Origin of the sequence: Rahnella bruchi, assembly GCF_003614975.1 — a bacterium.
In the GTDB taxonomy this organism is placed as follows: domain Bacteria; phylum Pseudomonadota; class Gammaproteobacteria; order Enterobacterales; family Enterobacteriaceae; genus Rahnella; species Rahnella bruchi.
This window is the reverse complement of sequence record NZ_QZWI01000006.1, coordinates 58,082-79,614: the sequence shown is the minus strand read 5'-3', so window position 1 is coordinate 79,614 and position 21,533 is coordinate 58,082. Positions and strand designations below refer to the sequence as shown.

The following is a 21,533-nucleotide window of genomic DNA, read 5'->3' as shown; positions in this document are numbered from 1 at the left end:
CTCGTCAATCTAGCGGCGATGCAAATGCACCGGCTCTGCGTTCGCAGGACGTGCATGCTGGAAATTCTGCATATGCTGGCGGCTCTGATTGCCACGCGCCTGCTGCTGTTGCCACGATGGCGCACGGCTTGAGTTCCCGCTGAACGCCGTGCTGCGTGAGGCATTATTTCCCTGATGGAAATTCTGCCTTTGCTGAGCGCCGTTGTGTTGATTCAGCGGCCCGCCGTTCTGATGCTGTAAAGTTTGCCGGTTCTGCGAGAGCGATTCATGATGCTGACTCTGCTGACGTCCGGAAACAGAATGGTTGCCGGGTGATGCAGCAGCCCGGCTGGCAGTGGCTGAATGTTGCTGCGGTCTGTGTTGCGGATTCACCTGATGATTGCTCATCACCGAGGCCGCCTGCTGACGACGTTGATCCAGCGTCTGATTCTGTACACCGCCGTTATTACGCCCGACCGCATTATTGCCGTTAAAACTGTGTGAGTTGCTGTCGTAACCACGAAAATTATTGCGCTGCGCCGCATTAGTCAGCGCCTGCTTTTGCGTGGCTCCGCTGAGGTTTGTCGCATGATTTGGCAGACCTGCGTTAAAGGCAGGATTATGCTGCCAGCCAGCAGTATTGCCAGAGCCCGGATGATTCACCACATTGCGGTTGTTGTTTCCGGAAATACGGTTGTAGTTGTTTACGTTCACATGGACATAATTATTTTGCGACCCGCCGCCGTGATGCCCGTCATCATGGTGATCGTCATGATGATCGTAATCATCGTGGTGGTCATAATCGTCGTGATGATGATCGTCATCCCAGTCGATGCTACCGAAAATCGCATACGTCGCCGCAACACCTACGCCAAAGCCAATGCCCGACGCCATGCCATTCACAAACTGTTCACCCGGCGGTGGCGGGAGATAAACCGGTGGGTAGGCAGGCGTCGGCCACGCACCGTAGACCACATTCGGGTTGTAGCTCGGCACATACACCACCTGCGGATCGGCGGATTCAATTACGATGGTTTGCTGTGCCGGAGCCCCCTTCACCACCGTTGTCGAAGCCGGTTTCGGTTTAACGGTTACCGTCTGCTGCGGAGTGCTTTTCAGCGCCCCGCTCTTTTGCGCCACTTCACGGAATTTCTGCACGGTATTCATGACGTCATCAGGTTGCGCCAGAAACGCATTTCCTAGATTTTGTACCCATGCCGGATCTTCTCCCATCAGCGCCAGAAGCTGCGGGAATGCCACCAGTGATTTCACACTCGGATCCCAGGGTTCGTTCGCGACCTGTGTCACTGCGGCGTCACCCTGACTTTGCGGATGGTCACGCGACCATTGCACGGCCTGAATCACGTTAGTCGGATAGGTCGAGGCCATCAGCACCTGCGAGAGCAGGCTGTCAGGATAGAGGGCGACAGGCGCGACCCACTGATCGAGCTGAGCCTGAGTAAAGGCTGGCGGCGTAACGGCCGCTGCCGGGACAGGTGCAGAAGCGGGCTCAGGCGTTGCCGGTACCGCTGCGGGGGCAGGGACCGCCGGAGGCGTGGTCTGGGTTGTGGTTTCTGCCTGACTGCTGACGGGAAGCCAGCCTTGCATAAACATGACACTGGCAAGAGCAAATGCGCCGGCACCGCACAGAACTGCGATACCCCAGGGCTTGAATGATAAATTCATTCGGATCACCTTAAAAAGCCTCAGCCGGATTGAGAGGCACAATGAATGAGTATAATCGGACAAATAAAACTCAACGGGCGCCACTGTATTTTTATTTCATGAATGGGATTTACACATAAAATGCGCAATAAAAATGACCAGAAAAGGAAATAACTCAATCACTTGATTAAAGAGGATATTTTATTTTCTGCTGTTACAAACGGAATTAGTAAATCTGAGAAGGGTTTTAATTATATGAATTCATTAATAATTATATGAAATACATAATCAATCAAACATTGGCGTGGTAAATAATAAAAAGCGCGTATTCAACGGAACACACGCTTTTTTAATTGCTGCCTTTTGATCAGCTGACCGGCGGCAAATTCAGACGGCTGGTATCTGCGGCCAGCATGTTCTGCACCAGTTCCACGCATTCAAGGAAACGCTGATCGTAATCTGAAGATTCAACGTGAACATAATCCACTTTGTTTTCTTTTAACATCTCGATGAGCAAATTCTGGAAAGACATCCGGTCAGCATTGCTGCCCAGACTGCGCAGTCCGTCGGCCACCCACGGCGTGTTGTTTTCCAGCAAAATCACCAGATCAAACCGGTATTCATCCATCAGCGCCTGCACGAACGGATGCTCACGCCCCTCATATTTTTTACAGAAAGCCTGAGTGGTCAGGAAATCCGTATCGATAAAGGCCACTTTATTGGCGTATTTCACTGCAAAATCAATATACTGCGCCTGACCGAGCGCGATCTTATCGTAATCCGAATATTGCAGCGCCATTTCGTCACCGCCCAAATGCGAGAACACATAATCGCGGCCATATTCCCAGGCGCTGGTGGTGTTAAAAATGTTAGCCAGTTTATTCACCAGCGTAGATTTCCCGCTGGATTCTCCACCCAGCACTGCCACGGTTCGCACGAAGAACGGCTTCACTTCGGTCGGAATATAATCCCAGTAGCGGAACGGATCCTGGCGTATCTGACGACCGCTGATATTCATAAACGAACGTTTCGGGTCGATCAGCACCGTCTCAATACCGAGATGTTCACGGTACTGCGGTGCATCCGCTTCTTCGCTGGAATAAATGGTATTGGGTTCAATGCCTTTCTGGTCCATGAACTCTTTAATACCACGTCCCCAGACATCCCAGCCATGTGGATAGGGTTCCATCCCTTCTTCGTTAAAGGCATGAATACGAATGTTTTTCTGATATTTGAACGTCTGCAACAACCAGCGCAGTCGGTCGCTGACCGTTGGCTGCTGAGACATGGAACTGTTTTCAAACAACTCGCGATCGCGTGGCTCGTCATAGCCCATAATGATATGCAGTTCATCCACCTGGCTACAGGCGCGCTGGATCAGATAGATATGGCCGGTGTGCAGCGGATAAAACTTGCCGAACACCACGCCGATATTCTTTTCACGACGGGGAAACTCAAGATCAAGGAAGCGATGCAAAGCCTCCAGCTTCTGAGCGCTGGGACTTTTTATCTTTGCATTCAACAACTGACTGAGATAACCCTTGGTCATCCCGCTGGCCTCAGCCACCTGTTGCAGCGTGCGTCCCTGTTGTTTAATCGCGGTTTTTAGATAGTCGAACTGTGACATGCCTTGTCCCCAGGTTTGCTTTACTAAACAAAATAGCTAAACAAAAAATAGCACAAAGACAGCCCTTAATTACAGAGGAGAAAAGCTACAGAAGAGAACAGTTACCGCTTCAAACAATTATAAATCGTCGAGGATCGCCAGCGCATCGGCCAGTTTTTTGACGCCAAACACCTGCATCCCGGCCGGGACTTTCTTCGGCACGTTAGCATGCGGCACAATCGCGCGCTTAAAACCGTGTTTCGCCGCCTCAGTAATACGTTCCTGACCACTCGGCACGGGACGAATTTCGCCCGCCAGCCCGACTTCGCCAAACACCACTAAATCCTGCGGCAACGGACGGTCGCGCAGGCTGGAAACCAGAGAAAGCAGCAGCGCCAGGTCAGCGCTGGTTTCGGTGACTTTCACGCCGCCGACCACGTTGACGAACACATCCTGATCCGCCATCTGTAAGCCGCCGTGACGATGCAAAACAGCCAGCAAAATAGCCAGACGGTTCTGTTCAAGTCCCACCGCCACGCGACGCGGATTGCCCATCATCGACTGATCGACCAGCGCCTGCACCTCGACCAGCAACGGGCGCGTTCCTTCCCACAGCACCATCACGGAGCTGCCGGAAGTTATTTCATCACCACGGCTGAGGAATATCGCTGAAGGGTTGCTGACTTCGCGCAGTCCTTGCTCTGTCATGGCAAACACGCCCAGTTCATTGACCGCACCGAAACGGTTCTTGTGGCTGCGCAGTGTACGGAAACGGGAATCGGCATCGCCATCGAGCAAGACCGAACAGTCGATACAGTGTTCGAGTACTTTCGGGCCAGCCAGAGAGCCGTCTTTGGTCACATGGCCGACCATGACGATCGCCACGCCGCGCGTTTTGGCGAAACGGGTCAGATACGCCGCCGTTTCACGCACCTGCGCAACCGTACCCGGCGACGACTGGATATCCGCCATATGCATCACCTGAATGGAGTCGATCACCATCAGTTTTGGCTGCTCAACATCGGCAATTTCACAAATCTGCTCAATGCTGGTTTCCGACAACATATTCATGTTAGCCGTCGGTAAACCCAGACGGTGCGCACGCATCGCCACCTGCTGCAACGATTCTTCGCCGGTGACGTACAGGGTTTTCATGTTTTCGCTGAGGTGACACAGAATTTGCAGCAGCAGCGTACTTTTGCCGGCGCCTGGGTTACCGCCAATCAGGATCGCACTGCCGGGCACCACACCGCCGCCCAGCACGCGGTCGAATTCCTTGAAACCGGTGCTGAAACGCGGAAGTTCATCGAGGCTGATATCCGAGAGTTTCTGCACGCGACTGACGCCTGCATCCCCGGCATATCCGGTCAGACGCTCATTACGCGCCACAGTTGGGGAAGCCGCCAAACGGATTTCGGTAATGCTGTTCCAGGCCTGGCAGGCACTACACTGCCCTTGCCAGCGCGGATAATCTGCGCCACATTCATTACACACAAATGCACGTTTTGCTGCTTTTGCCACAACTTACCTCTTTGTATTTATTAGGATTGACTGCCACTGAGAATACAGAGTACACCCAAAAGATCCGCATGTCTGATACAGACCGAAGCCTGTTCATAGACTTTCGGCTTGGCGTGATACGCAATACCCAGACCGGCTACAGCCATCATTTTCAGATCATTCGCGCCGTCACCAATCGCAATGGTTTGTTCCTGAGAAATCCCCAGTTTTTCCGCCAGCTTCAGTAAGGTGTCTGCTTTGTATTGCGCGTCAACGATCGGGCCGATCACACGTCCGGTCAGTTTGCCGTCGCGGATTTCCAGCTCGTTCGCCGCAACATCAATCAGATTCAGCTTATCGCGCAAGTATTCGGCGTAATAGGTAAAGCCGCCGGAAGCGATGGCGACATGCCAGCCCGCTTCCTGCAGGCGCTGCACCATGACGGTCAGTCCCGGCATCAGCGGCAGGGTTTCGCGCACCTGCTCAAGAATGCCCGCGTCGGCGTCTTTCAGGGTCGCAACGCGCTGACGCAGACTGGCGGAGAAATCCAGTTCGCCACGCATCGCACGCTCGGTGACTTCCGCCACCTGTTCACCGACGCCCGCCAGTTTGGCAATTTCGTCGATGCATTCAATCTCAATCGCGGTAGAATCCATGTCCATTACCAGCAGGCCAGGCGTGCGAAGATAAGGCACTTTGCCGAGCTGAGTGACATCAAATTCAAAAGTTTCAGCCAGTTGCTGTGCGTCGGCAGTAAGCGAACCGGCAAGACGCACGACCTGATAACCTTCCACGGCCCAGGCGCTGACAATCACCAGAGCACGACCTAACCGGCGCTGAAACTGCGTAATGCTCGTTTTATCGAGTTTTCTACCGTAGAGCAGCCATCCGGTATGTCCGGCCCGGTAATCCAGCGGCATGACCTCGTCACCGCTCAATGAAAGGGGAAGTCCCGGCCATTGGTGGATCTCCGCAGGAAGATCGCAATAGGTCAGACTGTTTGGCATGATGGCTCCGGTAGATTTTTTTGTTAAAACGATAGTTAATAAAACAGCTAAAGAGGCAGAAGCAACGTCGATAAAAACAGGCATCAAGCTACCTTATCGTAGCCTCTTCTGGCAACATAAAGTCATCGAAAAACGCAAGGAAACAGAATGGCCAAGGCCAAACTAAAATTTCGCCTGCATCGCGCAGCTATCGTATTGATAAGTCTGGCGTTATTAGTCATTCTGATGCAAGGCGCATCCTATTTCAGTCTGGGACATCAACTGGCACGCTCAACGCAGGTGGAACAGCTTGCCCAGACGCTCGCCAGACAGGTGGCGTTTTCGCTTGCACCGCTGATGGACAGCAATAATGATGGCGCCGATATCGCACAAATTTCCACTATCTTGAGCCAGCTTACTGACGGAAGCCGCATTCTTGATGCCAGCGTTTATGAGTCGGATGGATCTCTGGTCGCCCATGCCGGCGAACAGGTGCCGGTGCGTGACAGATTGTCTCTTGATGGTAAACGCGCAGGCAGCTACTTCAATCATCAGATTGTGGTGCCTATCGAAGATAAAAATGGTCCGAGCGGATTTTTACGTATCACGCTGGACACGCACGTACTCGCGACAGAATCCAAACAGGTGGATAACACCACCAATCTGTTGCGTCTGATGATGCTCGCTGCGTTAGGTGTGGGCATTATTCTGGCGCGGACATTGTTGCAAGGGCGCCGTTCGCGCTGGCAGCAATCGCCGTTCCTGCTGACCGCCAGCAAGCCGTTGAAAGAAGATGATGAACAGGAAGAAGAGCCGGACGAGTTCGGCCCGCCACCGGTGCTGAACATTCCTGAGCCGGAATCCGAGGTCACGCCGGCCAAACCTGCGACCGAAGCACAAACTAAAGAAGCCGCACAAGCCGCTTACCGCAGCCTGAAACGCAGCCGGCCAAAGTGATTTAGGCCAGCCGCTGAATCAGCGATGTTAATTCTTCCACCTGCGCCAGCATTCCGCTGGCCAGCTGGCGGAATTCAACACTGATGGCAGTATCGCTTTCCACCTTCTGCCAGAATTCCCTCGCCCATCGTTGTGCGTTCAACCACTTTTCTTTCGACACCAAAGGATCGAGCGTCAAAGGCACAGTTTCACGGCGCATCGCACCAGCGTTGGTCGGTGCAAAGGCCATGGGCAGCATGTCGTACACTGGCGATATCGATAGAGCCTGCTTTAAAGGATCAATGGCAGGGTCGATAAACGACAGATTTCCCTGATGCATATCACTGTTGGCGATCAGTTTTCCGAAGGCATAAATCTGCTCAATAATGAATAGGAAAATGCATAGCAAAACGGGCGCCATTCAGCGCCCGTTTTAGTTTCTGCTATATATGTGCAGGATTTATTCTTTATCGCCCAGCAGAACGGATTCCAGCGCGATTTCGATCATGTCGTTGAAGGTCGTCTGACGTTCAGCAGCAGTGGTTTGTTCGTGCGTACGGATATGGTCGGAAACAGTACAGATGGTCAGCGCTTTTGCACCGAATTCTGCTGCTACGCCGTAGATACCAGCGGCTTCCATTTCCACACCCAGAATGCCGTATTTTTCCATCACGTCGAACATTTGCGGGTCCGGCGTGTAGAACAGATCAGCGGAGAAGATGTTACCCACGCGGGCATTGATGCCTTTGGCTTTCGCTGCGTCAGCAGCATTACGCACCATGTCGTAATCGGCGATAGCGGCGTAGTCGTGGTCTTTGAAACGCATGCGGTTAACTTTGGAATCGGTGCAGGCACCCATGCCGATCACGATATCACGCAGTTTGATGTCTGCACGAACAGCGCCGCAAGAACCCACGCGAATGATTTTTTTCACGCCGAATTCAGTGATCAGCTCTTTGGCATAAATTGAGCAGGAAGGAATGCCCATGCCGTGACCCATGACGGAAATTTTGCGGCCTTTGTAAGTGCCGGTGAAGCCCAACATGCCACGCACGTCGTTCACCTGCTTTACGTCCTGAAGGAAAGTTTCCGCGATGTGCTTGGCGCGCAGCGGATCGCCCGGCATCAGCACTACGTCAGCGAAGTCGCCCATTTCAGCATTAATATGTGGAGTTGCCATCTTCTTATTCCTTAATCAGCGAGGTGTCATATTCATCATAAAAAACGCGGCCAGTATCAGTGACTGGCCGCGTATGCAAAGCGTTATAGCATCGACTTACCGTAGTCCATCGGCGACAAATCGAAGTATTTGGCGACGGTCTGGCCGATGTCCGCGAAAGTCTCACGGTGGCCTAATGAGCCAGGTTTCACTTTCGGGCCATAGATTAATACCGGGATATGCTCACGAGTATGATCAGTGCCGCGCCATGTAGGGTCGCAACCGTGATCAGCGGTGAAGATAATGATGTCATCTTCTTTCACCAGATCCAGCAGTTCCGGCATACGGCGGTCGAACAACTCCAGTGCGGCAGCGTAGCCCGGCACATCACGGCGGTGGCCGTAAGAGGAGTCGAAATCAACAAAGTTGGTGAAGACAATCGTCTTGTCACCCGCATCTTTCATTTCTTTGATGGTCGCATCAAACAACGCATCCAGACCGGTGGCTTTCACTTTCTTAGTGATGCCAACCTGCGCGTAGATATCGGCGATTTTACCGACAGACACCACGTGGCCGTCTTTCTCATCAACCAGTTTTTTCAGAATGGTCGGTGCTGGTGGTTCAACCGCTAAGTCGTGACGGTTACCGGTACGCTCGAAGTTGCCAGCTTTGTCGCCGATGAACGGACGGGCAATCACGCGGCCAATGTTGTAGCCGCCCTCGGTCAGTTCTTCACGTGCGATTTCACACAGTTCGTACAGGCGATCGAGGCCGAAGGTTTCTTCGTGACAGGCAATCTGGAAGACGGAGTCAGCAGAAGTGTAGAAAATCGGCTTGCCGGTTTTCATGTGCTCTTCGCCCAAATCGTCCAGCACCACGGTACCGGAAGAATGGCAGTTACCGAGATAGCCCGGTAAATTGGCGCGCTCAACCAGCTTATCCAGCAGTTCCTGCGGGAAGCTGTTAGTGGTATCGCTGAAATAACCCCAGTCGAAAAGCACAGGCACACCGGCAATTTCCCAGTGACCTGACGGGGTGTCTTTACCGGATGAAAGTTCGCTGGCATAAGCATAGGCACCGGTAATTTCAGAATTACCGTCCATGCCGTCAGGAATTTTACCGGTAGATTCTTCTGCGGCTTTCGCCAGCCCAAGACGGGTCAGGTTAGGCAGATTCAGAGGACCTTTGCGGCCTTTGTCTGCATCGCCACGCGCACAGGCAGCCGCGATATGGCCCAATGTGTCAGAACCGGCATCGCCAAAGCGCTCGGCATCTTCACTGGCACCGATACCGAATGAGTCTAACACCATGATAAATGTACGTTTCATTTTGCTCTCCTGCGAATGGTTACGCATTGGGTCACGCGGAACTGCCGCGCACCTGATCACTCTTAAATGGGGGCGATTTAGCCTGAAATCAAGCTTTGCCGCTGATCCGGCGATATACCACCGGCGTGCTTTCCGGCGCTTTGTCACTCAGGACAATGGCCGCCCGCACTTCCTGCGCTGCCTGTTGCCAGGCCGCTTCACTGTTCGCATGGATCATCGCCAGTGGTTGACGGGTATCCACCTGCTGGCCAAGTTGCGCCATATGGGTCAGACCGACGCTGTAATCGATAGCATCGCTGGCACGGCGACGACCGCCACCCAGTGAAACCACCGCCATGCCGAGCGCGCGGGTATCCATCGCGCTGACAATGCCGTTAGTTTCGGCGTAAACCGGTTTGCTCAGCGTGGCCTGTTGTAGGTAATTATCGTAATTCTCGATGAAATCGGTCGGGCCTTTTTGCGCGGCAATCATGCGACCAAAGACTTCGGCGGCTTTACCGTTATCCAGCACTGCCTGCAATTTGCTGCGGGCTTCGGCGTCGTCTTTAGCCAGTCCGCCGGACAACAGCATTTCAACGCACAGCGCCATCGTGACTTCCAGCAGACGAGGATTGCGGTATTCACCGGTCAGGAAGCGCACGGCTTCGCGGACTTCAACGGCATTACCGGCACTCGATGCCAGCACCTGATTCATGTCGGTCAGCAGCGCCGTGGTTTTGCACCCCGCGCCATTCGCCACATCGACAATCGCCTGCGCCAGATCTTCTGACAGCTGATAAGTGGGCATAAATGCGCCGGAACCAACTTTAACGTCCATCACCAGCGCATCCAGACCTTCGGCAAGTTTCTTGGCGAGAATCGAGGCGGTGATCAGTGGAATAGAATCAACGGTTGCGGTGATATCGCGTGTGGCATAGAAGCGTTTATCCGCCGGTGCCAGTGAACTGGTCTGGCCGATAATCGCCACGCCGACATCCTGAATGATGCTGCGAAAACGGCTGTCATCCGGGAAAATATCAAAGCCAGGGATCGCTTCGAGTTTATCGAGCGTACCGCCGGTATGACCGAGACCACGGCCTGAAATCATCGGCACATAACCGCCGCACGCCGCCACCATCGGGCCAAGCATCAGGGAAGTCACGTCACCCACGCCGCCGGTCGAATGTTTATCGACGATCGGGCCGTTCAGGTTGAGGCTTTTCCAGTCGAGCACAGTCCCTGAATCACGCATCGCCATGGTCAGCGAAACACGTTCTTTCATGGTCATGTCGTTGAAATAGATAGTCATTGCCAGTGCGGCAATTTGTCCTTCAGAAACCTGGCTGTCACGAATACCGTTAATAAAGAAACGAATTTCTTCGTCGCTTAAAGGCTGACCGTCACGTTTTTTACGAATAATTTCTTGTGCGAGAAACAAGGTATCCCCCTGCCTGAGCTGAACGCTAAATGTGAACGCCAATACCGGACGCTGTAAAAGCGCCACGGCATCGGCATAACAACAGTGATTAGTAGCTGCTGGTGGCTTTCTGGCCAGCGTGACCCAATGTGGTCAGCAGGCTTGCCAGCAGGCTGGAAGCACCGAAACGGAAGTGACGTGCGTCAGCCCATTCGCGGCCCAGCAGGCGGTCAGCCAGTGCCAGATATTGCGCGGCATCTTCAGCGGTTTTCACACCACCGGCCGGTTTGAAACCGACGGTTTTTCCTACGCCCATCTCGGCAATCACGCTTATCATCAGCTCAGCGCTGTGCAAAGTGGCGTTTTCAGGCACTTTACCGGTAGAGGTTTTGATGAAGTCCGCGCCCGCTTTGATGGCGATTTCAGAGGCTTTGCGGATCAGCGCATCTTGCTTGAGTTCACCGGTTTCGATGATGACTTTCAGCAGGACGTTGGCGGCCGCACAGGCTTCTTTGCACTGTTTAACCATCTCAAAACCGACTTGCTCGTTACCGGCCATCAGCGCGCGGTAAGGGAATACCACGTCAACTTCATCGGCACCATAAGCAATCGCTGCACGGGTTTCTGCCAGTGCAATCTCAAGATCATCGTTGCCGTGCGGGAAGTTAGTCACCGTTGCAATACGGATATCAGGCGTGCCTTGCTCGCGCAGAGTTTTGCGGGCAACAGGAATAAAACGAGGATAAATACAGACAGCAGCGGTGTTACCTGCCGGGCTTTTCGCCTGGTGACAAAGCGCGATCACTTTTGCATCGGTGTCGTCTTCGTTCAGGGTAGTTAAATCCATCAGGTTCAGCGCACGTTGTGCTGCGGCGGTTAAATCGGTCATATAACTCTCCAACAATTTTCAATTCCAGCGACCGGCCAGAACTGAGCATACAGTCATGAATTCGCTCCGACGGATATCGACGGGTAATGAATTCTGCACGGTTGGCGAGCGGACTTGGTTCCTTGAAGATAGCGTGCGTAAGCGGCGTGTCGTGGCTTACGCGGCAACTGAGATCCTTCTCACCGCGCTTTGATTGGCTAACGCCAATTCGTTGTGACTATTTGAACACGTCACATCAGGTTCCTGTGTGCAGTATTTCACACAAAATGAAAACCGTTTGCAACGTTGCTTAGTGAAATGAGATCCGAATCACACTTCACTGGCGTTATGCTCAGTATTTGGTCCAGATAAGAGTGTATACCCGAATCATGACAAACGGAGTGCGCACGGATATACAGCGATCACCGACCGGCAATCTTGCGAGCAATGTTATAATAATAACATTTTAAAGAGAACATAAATTACACTTACTGAAAAAAGCCTTCATGAAAAGAGCATGCAAGGAGAAATTGAATGTTACTTAAATCACAAAAAGGCAAGAAAGAGAGATCACAAAGCAGATAAATTGAAGATACGGCGGGTATTTTCGAGCAATGCATCCGCAATCTGCCCTGGGGTTTCGCTGCGCAGGCTGCACAATATGTCGAACACGTTAACCGCACGCTCCGGACGATTAGCCTGCCCCTGAAAACCCTGCAATGGCATATCCGGCGCATCGGTTTCCAGCAGCAAGGAAGAAAGCGGTAATTGCGCCATCACCTGACGGGTTTTCTGCGCACGTTCATAGCTGATAGTGCCGCCCACGCCTATCGCAAAACCCAGTTTAATGAACGCCTGCGCCTGTGAAAGACTACCGGCAAAACCGTGTACCACACCGGTTGCAGGCAATTTTGCCTGACGTAACATTGCCGCCAGCTGATCGTGACTGCGCCGGGAATGCAAAATGACCGGCAAATTTTCACGCTTTGCCAGTGCGAACTGCGCTTTCAGCAGCCGTTGTTGCTGCTCAAATTGCGGCGCTTCCATGTATAAATCCAGCCCGATTTCTCCGACCGCGACCAGATGGGGATCCCGGTGGCTGAGCAGCGAATCCAGTAATTCGATGCAGCTGTCTTTATGATCTGCGATATAAAGAGGATGCAAACCCAGCGCGGCGTGCAGCTGCGGGAATTTTTTTGCCAGCGAAAGAACGTCACGAAAACGATCTGACGTGACCGACGGAACGATAATCTGCCGGACACCTGCATCTGCGGCAAGACGCAGGCTTTCAGCTTCCGTGCCAGTAAAAGGCGGAAAATCGAAATGACAGTGCGTATCGACGAAGATGTGACTCACAACTTATCGCCCTCGCTGGCGGGATAGCTTTCTGACGCACCGTTTTCTACCGGTGGCATATCAGACGTCACGCGTTTTGGTTGCGGGTCATGAACCACGTTGTCTTTAAACGCCGCCGGACGCACCACGCCACCGTCGGCGACCATGTCCGTCAGCACGGCGGGATCCAAAATGATTTGTTCGACCGTGCTGGTCGAGGCGGCCAGCGGAGTCACATTCTCAGGTTCGTCCTGCGGTACCACAATCCGCTGAGGGCGGCGGGTCACACGCGGTTCAATCTGCGGATAAGGTCGCTCATTTTCACGCGGCAACAGCCAGTGCGCCGCAGCTGACAGGAAATAGCGCCCGCAGCGACGACCAAGATGATAATCCTGATTCAGCGCAGGCAGACGGCTGCCCAGCGCATGGCTGGCTAAAGGTTTCGGCGGGAAAATTTCAAAAATACGCACATCATCCGGCGGATTCTCAATGAACTGCTGGATGCGGTGATAGCTTTCTTCGTGATGCTGCATCATGCGCACCAACTGTTGCAGGCTGCTTTCGCTCAGCCACTGCTCCATGCGTTTCATCCACTGCGGCGTATAGAACATCGCCGAGGGAACGGTGCGGATCACCACAATCGTATCTGCGCCACGGCGATAGGCTTCTTCAACCGGGATCGCATCGCTGATGCCGCCGTCCTGATAACTCACGCCATCAAGATCGACGCCCATGCGGTAAAACCCCGGAATGGCGCTGGAAGCTTTGATCACCGGCAGCCAGTTTTCACGCGTCGGGGCGAAGTAACTGGCCGTGTAATCATCACTGCGGCAGGCGCACATCAGGAATTCTCGGCCATCGATCAAAAGCTTTTCAGCGGTTTCCATCGACAGCGGCATATTTTTTGCGGTTTCGTCGACCAGCCAGTCGAGATCGATAAGATGACCGCCGCGCACAAAACGCAGAGGATTGAAAAAATCAGGGCTGGTGGTATAGCGGGTGATAACTCTTCTGGCGTAACCGGGTTGTCCGCAGACAAAAGCAGAGAGATTTTGTGCGCCGGCAGACGTGCCCAGATATAAATCGAAGGGATTGAAGCGTGCGCGCTGAAACTCATCCAGCACACCGGCTGTAAAAATGCCCCGCTGTCCACCGCCTTCGCACACCAGTGCTATTTTGCCAGGTGTATACGGTTTATACGCCAGGGGTTCTATGTTCCCCAGCGTGACAGGTATTCTGTATCCCAACGGGCTATCCTCACAAAATCGGCATCACAAATGGCCTCACTCAGCGGCCTTCATTTCTGAGCATACCTCGTCTTACCGATTTGCGTGAAATTCTTGCCGAATTTCGGGGATAAAATCGTTACGTCCTGTAAACGGCCAGATTGTGCACATAAAAGAATCGCCCCCTTCACTGAAGGGGGCGATGTCATTAATTAACACGTTATGGCATCAAATCATTGATGCGGTCAGAGTCGTTTACGACCTGTAAACAGGCTGACCAGGAACAGAATGATACCGACTACGAAGACGATTTTTGCAGCCCAGGCAGCTGTACCCGCCAAACCACCGAAACCGAGAGCCGCCGCGATTAACGCGATGATTAGAAAAATAATGCCCCAACGAAACATAAGCTTCTCCTTTACCCTATTTTCACTTTGCCAGTTTAAAAGGTGGTGCCCCGCTTCGGGCCGGACTCACTGTGAAACATCTGCCTTTCTGACACTTTATCTACCGGCCATATGCCGGGAACAAAAACTGCGTACATAATAAAGGTAGTCGAAAAATTAAAGTGTTAGAGCTTCAGCCACGATATTTTTTCCGAAATCAGGCAAATCTTATCCATCCCGAATACTCAGCGGGCAACACAAATATAGTTATGCGTTATTCAAAAGATGAGGCGCCCACCCTGGGGAGGGCACCTTTTACAACAGGTCTGGCAGAAAATCCTTACGGTGCGACTTTCAGGTCATTTTTGACGCTTTTCACGCCATCAACGGTTTTCGCAACGCTTTCAGCACGGTCAGACTGTGCCTGATCTTTCACTGCACCGGAGAGCTGTACCACACCGTCGGTGGTTTCAACTTTCACATTACGTGAAGGGACGATGTCATCAGCCAGCAGTTTGGCTTTCACAGAGGCAGTGGTGGCACTGTCGCCCGCATAGCCTTTCACGCTTTGATCTTTGCTGTCTTTAGTGTGCAGTTTGTCACTAACAGATTTCACACCTTCAACTTTGGTCGCTGCGGCAACAGCTTGTTCTGCTTCAGCCTGTGAGCCGACGAAGCCGCTCAGCGTTACCACACCTGCATTGGTGGTGACAGAAATGTCGCTGCTTTTGATGGCTTTATCATCCACCAGTGCACTTTTTACTTTCGCTGTGATGGCGCTGTCGCCCATGTAGTTATCAACTTTCTTCATGGAACTATCGATTTTTGCACCTGCGCTATCTGTAGTCGTCGTTGCCGCCAGAGCGCTGCCGCTCATCAGTGCGGTACCCAGTACTACGGCCATCATTGAATAGGCAAATTTAGAATTTTTCATCGATTTCTTCCTTTCGGTTTATGAGCCTTGATTACGACTCTTCACGTCACATTCTTGGTGACGCCTTCTAACAAATTGTATTGCTGCTGTTTTTACTTTCCATGTAGCAGAGTACATCGTTTTATTCTGGCTATTAATCGCCACACGATATAACTCTCTGTTACGTGACTTCAAAGCAGTGCTTTAAGCCGCCGTTTCCTGAACACACATTTAATATAGTCAAGAATGTTCAGATGTGTAGGAAGATCGTCGAATACGACACCTAATGCAGACAAGTCTTAGGATTTGAGAGGTTTCGTGCCCATTTTTCGGGCAAAACGATGATAAAACGAGCAGGTAGAAATGCGGGGTAAATACCTTTCCGCGGGAAAATGGCGAAAAAAAAGACGGCATACTTGCCGTCTTTCTGTTTCAAAACCGGATGATACGAAAATTAATGTTCGCGGGTTTTGCGGAATTTCACTTCAGGATAACGCTCTGAAGCCAGATTCAGGTTCACCATGGTCGGAGCGATGTAAGCCAGATTATCACCGCCATCAAGCGCCAGGTTGGTTTCATTCTTACGCTTAAATTCTTCGAATTTCTTCACGTCGCTGCATTCCACCCAACGGGCGGTCGAGACGTTCACAGATTCGTAAATCGCTTCGACGTTATATTCGCTTTTCAGACGCGCCACCACCACTTCAAACTGCAGCACACCTACCGCACCAACGATCAAATCGTTGTTTGAGATTGGACGGAAGACCTGTACCGCGCCTTCTTCTGAAAGCTGTACCAGACCTTTCAGCAGCTGTTTCTGTTTCAGCGGATCACGCAGGCGAATGCGACGGAACAGTTCAGGGGCAAAGTTAGGAATGCCGGTGAACTTCATGTTCTCACCCTGAGTAAAGGTGTCGCCAATCTGAATCGTACCGTGGTTGTGAAGACCGATGATATCGCCCGGATACGCTTCTTCAACGTGGGAACGGTCACCGGCCATAAAGGTCAGTGCGTCAGAGATCACCACATCTTTACCGGTACGTACCTGGCGCAGTTTCATGCCTTTTTCATATTTACCGGACACCACACGCATGAACGCCACGCGGTCACGGTGTTTCGGGTCCATGTTGGCCTGAATTTTAAACACGAAGCCGGTGAATTTCTCATCGTCGGCTTTCACTTCACGCAGGTCGGTTTTACGTGGCATCGGCGCAGGCGCCCAGTCCATCAGACCGTCCAGCATGTGGTCGACACCAAAGTTGCCCAAAGCGGTACCGAAGAACACCGGCGTCAGTTCGCCCTGCAGGAAAGCTTCATGATCGAATTCGTGTGATGCACCTTGCACCAGTTCCAGTTCATCACGCAATTGCGCGGCCAGATCTTCGCCGACAGCAGTGTCGAGCTCCGGATTATCCAGCCCCTTCACCACGCGAACTTCCTGAATGGTGTGACCTTTACCGGTCTGGTACAGATACACTTCGTCTTTATAAAGGTGGTAAACCCCTTTGAACAATTTACCGCAGCCGATCGGCCAGGTAATCGGAGAACAGGCTATTTTCAGCTCGCGCTCCACTTCGTCCATGACTTCCATCGGGTCGCGGATGTCACGGTCGAGTTTGTTCATGAAAGTCAGGATCGGCGTATCACGCAGACGGGTAACTTCCATCAGCTTACGCGTACGATCTTCGACACCTTTTGCGGCGTCGATCACCATCAGACAGCAGTCAACTGCGGTCAGGGTACGGTAAGTATCTTCGGAGAAGTCTTCGTGTCCCGGAGTGTCGAGCAGGTTAACCAGACACTGTTTGTAGGGGAACTGCATCACAGACGTGGTGATAGAGATACCACGTTGTTTTTCCATTTCCATCCAGTCGGATTTGGCGTGATGGCTGGAGCCACGGCCTTTTACCGTACCGGCGGTCTGAATAGCCTGTCCGAATAACAGAACTTTTTCAGTAATAGTCGTTTTACCGGCATCCGGGTGAGAGATGATGGCAAATGTGCGGCGCTTGGCCACTTCAAGGGCGTATTCACTTGGAGACATGTTTTTCACGTTTCTGCGGTTGGTCCGCCCTGCATAGGATTTAACATCACGTCAGAAGATGACGTCAGGCAAAGCGGTAATAAAAGTTATAGCCGGCTATTTTCACTGATTTAGACGGGATGGGCAATCAATGGTTTTTTTGTGCTCTATCCCAGCGGCAGCGCCATCATAATCGCGTCTTCACGGCCTTGTGCGGCGGGATAGTAATTGCGGCGGACAGAGAGTTCGTTGAAACCGAGGCTTTCATAGAGCGCAATGGCTTTGGCGTTTGAGGCGCGGACTTCCAGCCACAGCGTGAAAACATCTTTTTGCTCAAGCAGTTGGATCACTTCCTCAAGCAGCGTACGGCCTAAACCCTGACGCTGAAAAGCCGGATCGATGGCGATATTAAATAGCGTGGCTTCGTCGAGCACGATTTGAGTGATCGCAAAACCGGCCATCACTTCGCCCTGCATAATTTTGAGATTCAGATAACGCTCGCCCTGATTGCTGGCTAACGTATTTTCAGTCCACGGAAAGGCGTGACTGGCCTGCTCGATTTCAAAAGCGCGGGGTAGATCAGCGGTGGTCAGGATAGAAATGTTGTTCATTTTCACAGATCTGCTGCCAGAGCGCGCGTTTTGCGCTGGCGTCTTGATAGAGTTCGGCCAGGGCCGGACTGGATAACTGCGGGCCGGCGAGAGTCAGCGGTTCGCTTAACCCCAGTCGCCAGACATTGCAGCGGGTATCTTCAGGCAACATGGCGACCTGCTCCGGCGTCAGGCGATAAACCTGCTGTGAGCTCAGTGCCAGACTGCGTAAAACATCGGTGACCAGCGGATCATCTTCCGCAGGGGGAACATCTGCCACAATCAGCAGTTTGGTGTCAGCAGGCAGGCTGACCGCCACTTCGCCCTGTAAAACCGCAGGCCGGCGCAGCGTCCACTGGGTGATCCCCAGTTGCTGTAACAATGTGTCTCGTCTGGATGCCATGCCTGATTCCTGCCCGTTAAATACCGAAAAAGCCCGGCTATGCTAGCAAACACATCGAACATGCGCCAATAAACCTCTATAATCCCGCGTTCATTCCTGAGGAGCCTCACCCTGATGTCTGCATTAACTCCGGCCAGCGAAGTTATACTGCGCCATAGCGAAGAATTCGAAGGCCGCCGCGTATTGTTCGCCGGCGACTTACAAGACAATCTGCCTGCTGAAATTGACGCCGAAGAAGTCCGCGTCCACACCAATATGTACCATCACTGGCAGATGCTCAGTAAAAGTCTGGGCGAAAACGTTCAGTTTGGTTTGCTGGCTGACGCTGAGCTTATCGCCCCTTGCGATGTGCTGGTGTATTACTGGCCGAAAAGCAAACTGGAAGCCAAATTCCAACTGTTCAACTTACTTTCACAATTGCCGGTCGGCATTGATGTGTTTGTCATCGGTGAAAACCGCAGCGGCGTCCGCAGTGCGGAAACCACGCTGGAAGGCCTGTGTGAGCTAAGCAAAATCGACAGCGCGCGTCGCTGTGGTTTGTATCATGGTCGTCTGGAAAAGCAGCCTGAATTTGATGCGGATGGCTGGTGGGATCAGTACATGGTGGAAGAAGTGACCATCAAAACTCTGCCGGGCGTATTCAGCCGTGAAGGTCTGGACAGCGGAAGCCTGCTGCTGATCAACACATTCGAAGAGCCGGTGAAAGGCAAAGTGCTGGATGTAGCTTGTGGCTCCGGCGTGCTGGCCTCTGTGCTGGCCATGTACTCGCCGAAGATGAAAGTCACGCTCAGCGATGTGAGCGCAGCCGCTATCGAAGCCAGCCGCGCCACACTGGCGGCGAACGACCTGCCGGGCGAAGTGATCGCCAGCAACGTCTATTCCGACATTGCCGGTCGTTTTGACATCATCATCTCCAACCCGCCGTTCCACGAAGGTCTGCAAACCAGCCTGACTGCGGCTGAACAGCTGATCCGTGGCGCGGTAGGCCATCTGAACATTGGCGGCGAACTGCGCATTGTGGCTAACGCCTTCCTGCCCTATGCCGCCCTGCTCGATGACGCTTTCGGCAGCCATGAAGTGCTGGCACAAAACGGTCGCTTCAAGGTTTATAAAGCCGTCCGTGGCCGTCCGCCGCGCGATTTGAAAAAGAAAAAACGTTAATCAGTCAGACACTGAGGATGCGCATCATTTCTGCGTTGTAGCGGTCACCCGCTGCCGCGCGGAAAGGAAACACTGCTTCGATCGCCGCGATTTCGGCTTCACTCAGGGAGACATCAAGCGCGGCGATGTTTTCCTCAAGATAATGACGACGTTTGGTGCCAGGGATCGGCACCATGTTGTCGCCCCGCGAAAGTACCCACGCCAGCGCCAGCTGCGACGGTTTCACGCCTTTATCCTGCGCCAGCTCTGCGATTTTCTCCGCCAGTTGCAGATTCTTAGCAAAATTTTCGCCCTGAAAACGCGGGCTGTCACGACGGTAATCATCCGCATCCAGATCATCCACTGATCGGATTTGCCCGGTCAGGAAGCCACGCCCCAGCGGGCTGTAAGGCACAAAACCTATCCCCAGACGTTCACACGCCGGTAAAATCTCTGCTTCCACATCCCGCGACCAGAGCGAATATTCCGTCTGCAAGGCTGTCACCGGATGGATTTTATGCGCCCGCTCCAGAATGCTCACCGGCACTTCGCTCAGCCCGACGTAACGAATCTTTCCCTCACGCACCAGATCCGACAGCGCGCCCATGGTGTCTTCAACTGGCACAGTGGGATCCGAGCGATGCTGATAATAGAGATCGATAACATCAGTACCCAGACGCTTCAGGCTGCCTTCGACAGAATTGCGTACATAATCGGGATGTCCGTTTGTACCGCGCGCCTGCGGATTCGCCGGATCGCGCACAATACCGAACTTCGTGGCCAGAAAGACCTGATTGCGACGTCCTTTCAGAAAGCGTCCCAGCAGTTCTTCATTGGTATGCGGCCCGTAGATATCAGCGGTATCAAACATCGTAACGCCAAGCTCCAGCGCACGATCCAGCGTCGCCAGGGACTCTTTCTCATCAAGGCCGGTGGTATAGAAATCGCTCATGCCCATGCAGCCCAGTCCCAGCGCAGAGACCATCGGACCCTTTTTACCCAGCTGACGTTGTTTCATCGGATTTTCCTTTTTTGACTCAGAGAGGGAAGTAACGAAGTGAAGTGTGGTTGTTATGCCAGGAAAGATAAATCAGTGAAAACGTGCAACACTGTTCATAAATCGCAAACAATCAGCAGGAACGTTATGGATCAAATTCAGGCGATGAAAATTTTCATCCGGATTGCCGAACTCGAAAGTTTTAGCCGGGCAGCGGAAGATCTGAATCTGCCACGGGCGACGGTCAGCACGACACTCAAACGGCTGGAGCAAAAGCTCGGGGTCCGCCTGTTTCTGCGTACCACTCGGCAGGTCAAAATCACCGATGAAGGCAAAATTTACTACCAACGCTGTCTGCAACTGATCTCGGCGCTGGAAGAATCCGACACCTTGTTTGCTCATCACAAAAACCAGCCCGCAGGCGTGGTCCGCATCGATATGCCGCATTCTTTGGCTCGCGTGATGGTGATCCCTGCCTTGCAGACGTTTTATCAGCGTTATCCGCAAATCACCCTGAGTGTCAGCGCCAATGACAACGCCATCAATCTGCTCGATCAGAGTGTGGATTGTGTGGTGCGAGCCTGGCCGTCAGAAGATGACAATTTACAGTCGCGCCATCTGGCGGATTTGAAACAAATTACCTGCGCCTCTCCTGAGTATTTAGCGAAATTCGGTACACCGCAAACGCCGGAAAGTCTCGAGGGACATCAGGCTGTAGGCTACTTTTTTGCTCATCAGCGGGCAGATTCACATCTGGAATTCGTGACAGACGGAAAAGTCGAAAAGCGACAGCTGGCGAGCAAACTGACCGTCAGTGGCGCTGATGCCTATGTCGCCGCCGCAAAAGCCGGTTTCGGACTGATTCAGGCCTCAGAGCTGGCAATGGCGCAGGAGCTGGCACAGGGAGAACTGGTAGAGGTGTTGCATCAGCACCTTCCGCCGCCGATGCCGCTATACATTATGTATCCGCCCGGCCGTTTTCTCGCGCCGAGGATCCGTGTGCTGCTGGACTGGTTAATCACGCTGTTTACCCCCTCGGATCATCCGGCGAAACAGGATGCTATTATTGGAAAAATCGTTGATTAAACCATCGATTA

21 protein-coding genes are annotated in these 21,533 nt (G+C 52.7%); 4 read left to right on the top strand and 17 right to left on the bottom strand.

Annotation, left to right across the window (positions count from 1 at the left end; genetic code table 11):
* Positions 1-9: 9 nt before the first annotated feature.
* From D5398_RS12875 to serB, 4 genes are all read right to left on the bottom strand, one after another.
* Positions 10-1,665: a DUF3300 domain-containing protein gene (locus tag D5398_RS12875; RefSeq protein ID WP_120507994.1), complete on the bottom strand. Its 1,656-nt coding sequence runs from the start codon at positions 1,663-1,665 to the stop codon at positions 10-12.
* 346 nt (positions 1,666-2,011) lie between these two features.
* Positions 2,012-3,271 (bottom strand): multifunctional transcriptional regulator/nicotinamide-nucleotide adenylyltransferase/ribosylnicotinamide kinase NadR, encoded by a 1,260-nt coding sequence (gene nadR / locus D5398_RS12870; RefSeq protein WP_120507993.1) that lies wholly within the window; start codon positions 3,269-3,271, stop codon positions 2,012-2,014.
* Between the two features lie 117 nt (positions 3,272-3,388).
* The gene (radA, locus tag D5398_RS12865; protein WP_120132546.1) at positions 3,389-4,771 is read right to left on the bottom strand and encodes a DNA repair protein RadA; all 1,383 of its coding nucleotides are present in this window, start codon (positions 4,769-4,771) and stop codon (positions 3,389-3,391) included.
* Positions 4,772-4,791: 20 nt separating this feature from the next.
* Positions 4,792-5,757, bottom strand: a complete 966-nt coding sequence (gene serB, locus D5398_RS12860; RefSeq protein WP_120507992.1) for a phosphoserine phosphatase — start codon at positions 5,755-5,757, stop codon at positions 4,792-4,794.
* Between serB and D5398_RS25460 the strand changes: the two genes are divergently transcribed.
* Both D5398_RS25460 and D5398_RS12855 read left to right on the top strand, forming a co-directional pair.
* Entirely contained in the window at positions 5,756-5,923 is a 168-nt protein-coding gene (locus tag D5398_RS25460; protein ID WP_162940759.1) for a hypothetical protein, read from the top strand. The two genes, serB and D5398_RS25460, sit on opposite strands and share 2 nt — an antisense overlap.
* Complete coding sequence (locus D5398_RS12855; RefSeq protein ID WP_120507991.1) at positions 5,905-6,693, top strand: YtjB family periplasmic protein; 789 nt, start codon at positions 5,905-5,907, stop codon at positions 6,691-6,693. Before D5398_RS25460 ends, D5398_RS12855 begins: the two co-directional genes overlap by 19 nt.
* A gap of 1 nt (position 6,694) precedes the next feature.
* Here D5398_RS12855 and D5398_RS12850 read toward each other — a convergent pair whose 3' ends face one another.
* The 12 genes from D5398_RS12850 to D5398_RS12795 all read right to left on the bottom strand — a co-directional run bounded on the left by D5398_RS12850 (position 6,695) and on the right by D5398_RS12795 (position 18,299).
* The gene (locus D5398_RS12850; protein WP_244216760.1) at positions 6,695-7,093 is read right to left on the bottom strand and encodes a HipA domain-containing protein; all 399 of its coding nucleotides are present in this window, start codon (positions 7,091-7,093) and stop codon (positions 6,695-6,697) included.
* A 39-nt stretch (positions 7,094-7,132) separates the two neighbouring features.
* The gene (gene deoD, locus D5398_RS12845) at positions 7,133-7,852 is read right to left on the bottom strand and encodes a purine-nucleoside phosphorylase (protein WP_013577098.1); all 720 of its coding nucleotides are present in this window, start codon (positions 7,850-7,852) and stop codon (positions 7,133-7,135) included.
* 83 nt (positions 7,853-7,935) lie between these two features.
* Positions 7,936-9,159: a phosphopentomutase gene (deoB, locus tag D5398_RS12840; protein ID WP_120507990.1), complete on the bottom strand. Its 1,224-nt coding sequence runs from the start codon at positions 9,157-9,159 to the stop codon at positions 7,936-7,938.
* Positions 9,160-9,247: 88 nt separating this feature from the next.
* The gene (gene deoA / locus D5398_RS12835) at positions 9,248-10,576 is read right to left on the bottom strand and encodes a thymidine phosphorylase (RefSeq protein ID WP_120507989.1); all 1,329 of its coding nucleotides are present in this window, start codon (positions 10,574-10,576) and stop codon (positions 9,248-9,250) included.
* A gap of 88 nt (positions 10,577-10,664) precedes the next feature.
* Positions 10,665-11,444, bottom strand: a complete 780-nt coding sequence (gene deoC / locus D5398_RS12830) for a deoxyribose-phosphate aldolase (protein ID WP_120507988.1) — start codon at positions 11,442-11,444, stop codon at positions 10,665-10,667.
* Between the two features lie 549 nt (positions 11,445-11,993).
* Positions 11,994-12,779, bottom strand: coding sequence for a TatD family hydrolase (locus D5398_RS12825; RefSeq protein ID WP_120507987.1), 786 nt, complete (start codon positions 12,777-12,779; stop codon positions 11,994-11,996).
* Positions 12,776-14,005, bottom strand: coding sequence for a patatin-like phospholipase family protein (locus tag D5398_RS12820; RefSeq protein WP_120507986.1), 1,230 nt, complete (start codon positions 14,003-14,005; stop codon positions 12,776-12,778). Before D5398_RS12820 ends, D5398_RS12825 begins: the two co-directional genes overlap by 4 nt.
* Positions 14,006-14,229: 224 nt before the next feature.
* Positions 14,230-14,391 (bottom strand): DUF1328 domain-containing protein, encoded by a 162-nt coding sequence (locus tag D5398_RS12815; RefSeq protein WP_013577105.1) that lies wholly within the window; start codon positions 14,389-14,391, stop codon positions 14,230-14,232.
* Positions 14,392-14,710: 319 nt separating this feature from the next.
* Complete coding sequence (osmY, locus tag D5398_RS12810) at positions 14,711-15,304, bottom strand: molecular chaperone OsmY (RefSeq protein ID WP_120507985.1); 594 nt, start codon at positions 15,302-15,304, stop codon at positions 14,711-14,713.
* 433 nt (positions 15,305-15,737) lie between these two features.
* Complete coding sequence (prfC, locus tag D5398_RS12805) at positions 15,738-17,327, bottom strand: peptide chain release factor 3 (protein WP_120507984.1); 1,590 nt, start codon at positions 17,325-17,327, stop codon at positions 15,738-15,740.
* A gap of 146 nt (positions 17,328-17,473) precedes the next feature.
* Positions 17,474-17,917 carry a ribosomal protein S18-alanine N-acetyltransferase gene (gene rimI / locus D5398_RS12800; protein WP_120507983.1) on the bottom strand — a complete coding sequence of 148 codons (444 nt, stop codon included), beginning with the start codon at positions 17,915-17,917 and terminating at the stop codon, positions 17,474-17,476.
* Entirely contained in the window at positions 17,886-18,299 is a 414-nt protein-coding gene (locus D5398_RS12795) for a DNA polymerase III subunit psi (RefSeq protein ID WP_120132559.1), read from the bottom strand. Before D5398_RS12795 ends, rimI begins: the two co-directional genes overlap by 32 nt.
* A 114-nt stretch (positions 18,300-18,413) precedes the next feature.
* On the opposite strand from D5398_RS12795, the gene rsmC reads away from it, so the two are divergent.
* Positions 18,414-19,460 (top strand): 16S rRNA (guanine(1207)-N(2))-methyltransferase RsmC, encoded by a 1,047-nt coding sequence (gene rsmC, locus D5398_RS12790; protein WP_120507982.1) that lies wholly within the window; start codon positions 18,414-18,416, stop codon positions 19,458-19,460.
* A 4-nt stretch (positions 19,461-19,464) separates the two neighbouring features.
* On the opposite strand, the gene D5398_RS12785 is transcribed toward rsmC, so the two are convergent.
* The gene (locus D5398_RS12785; protein WP_120507981.1) at positions 19,465-20,457 is read right to left on the bottom strand and encodes an aldo/keto reductase; all 993 of its coding nucleotides are present in this window, start codon (positions 20,455-20,457) and stop codon (positions 19,465-19,467) included.
* Positions 20,458-20,583: 126 nt separating this feature from the next.
* On the opposite strand from D5398_RS12785, the gene D5398_RS12780 reads away from it, so the two are divergent.
* Positions 20,584-21,522, top strand: coding sequence for a LysR family transcriptional regulator (locus D5398_RS12780; RefSeq protein WP_120507980.1), 939 nt, complete (start codon positions 20,584-20,586; stop codon positions 21,520-21,522).
* Positions 21,523-21,533 lie beyond the last annotated feature (11 nt).

Bases quoted from the DNA above. Each gene is read 5' to 3' on its own strand.
- D5398_RS12875 (WP_120507994.1), bottom strand. From the start codon at position 1,665: ATGAATTTATCATTCAAGCCCTGGGGTATCGCAGTTCTGTGCGGTGCC.
- nadR (WP_120507993.1), bottom strand. From the start codon at position 3,271: ATGTCACAGTTCGACTATCTAAAAACCGCGATTAAACAACAGGGACGC.
- D5398_RS25460 (WP_162940759.1), top strand. From the start codon at position 5,756: ATGATGGCTCCGGTAGATTTTTTTGTTAAAACGATAGTTAATAAAACA.
- serB (WP_120507992.1), bottom strand. From the start codon at position 5,757: ATGCCAAACAGTCTGACCTATTGCGATCTTCCTGCGGAGATCCACCAA.
- D5398_RS12855 (WP_120507991.1), top strand. From the start codon at position 5,905: ATGGCCAAGGCCAAACTAAAATTTCGCCTGCATCGCGCAGCTATCGTA.
- D5398_RS12850 (WP_244216760.1), bottom strand. From the start codon at position 7,093: ATGGCGCCCGTTTTGCTATGCATTTTCCTATTCATTATTGAGCAGATT.
- deoD (WP_013577098.1), bottom strand. From the start codon at position 7,852: ATGGCAACTCCACATATTAATGCTGAAATGGGCGACTTCGCTGACGTA.
- deoB (WP_120507990.1), bottom strand. From the start codon at position 9,159: ATGAAACGTACATTTATCATGGTGTTAGACTCATTCGGTATCGGTGCC.
- deoC (WP_120507988.1), bottom strand. From the start codon at position 11,444: ATGACCGATTTAACCGCCGCAGCACAACGTGCGCTGAACCTGATGGAT.
- D5398_RS12815 (WP_013577105.1), bottom strand. From the start codon at position 14,391: ATGTTTCGTTGGGGCATTATTTTTCTAATCATCGCGTTAATCGCGGCG.
- osmY (WP_120507985.1), bottom strand. From the start codon at position 15,304: ATGAAAAATTCTAAATTTGCCTATTCAATGATGGCCGTAGTACTGGGT.
- prfC (WP_120507984.1), bottom strand. From the start codon at position 17,327: ATGTCTCCAAGTGAATACGCCCTTGAAGTGGCCAAGCGCCGCACATTT.
- rimI (WP_120507983.1), bottom strand. From the start codon at position 17,917: ATGAACAACATTTCTATCCTGACCACCGCTGATCTACCCCGCGCTTTT.
- D5398_RS12795 (WP_120132559.1), bottom strand. From the start codon at position 18,299: ATGGCATCCAGACGAGACACATTGTTACAGCAACTGGGGATCACCCAG.
- rsmC (WP_120507982.1), top strand. From the start codon at position 18,414: ATGTCTGCATTAACTCCGGCCAGCGAAGTTATACTGCGCCATAGCGAA.
- D5398_RS12785 (WP_120507981.1), bottom strand. From the start codon at position 20,457: ATGAAACAACGTCAGCTGGGTAAAAAGGGTCCGATGGTCTCTGCGCTG.
- D5398_RS12780 (WP_120507980.1), top strand. From the start codon at position 20,584: ATGGATCAAATTCAGGCGATGAAAATTTTCATCCGGATTGCCGAACTC.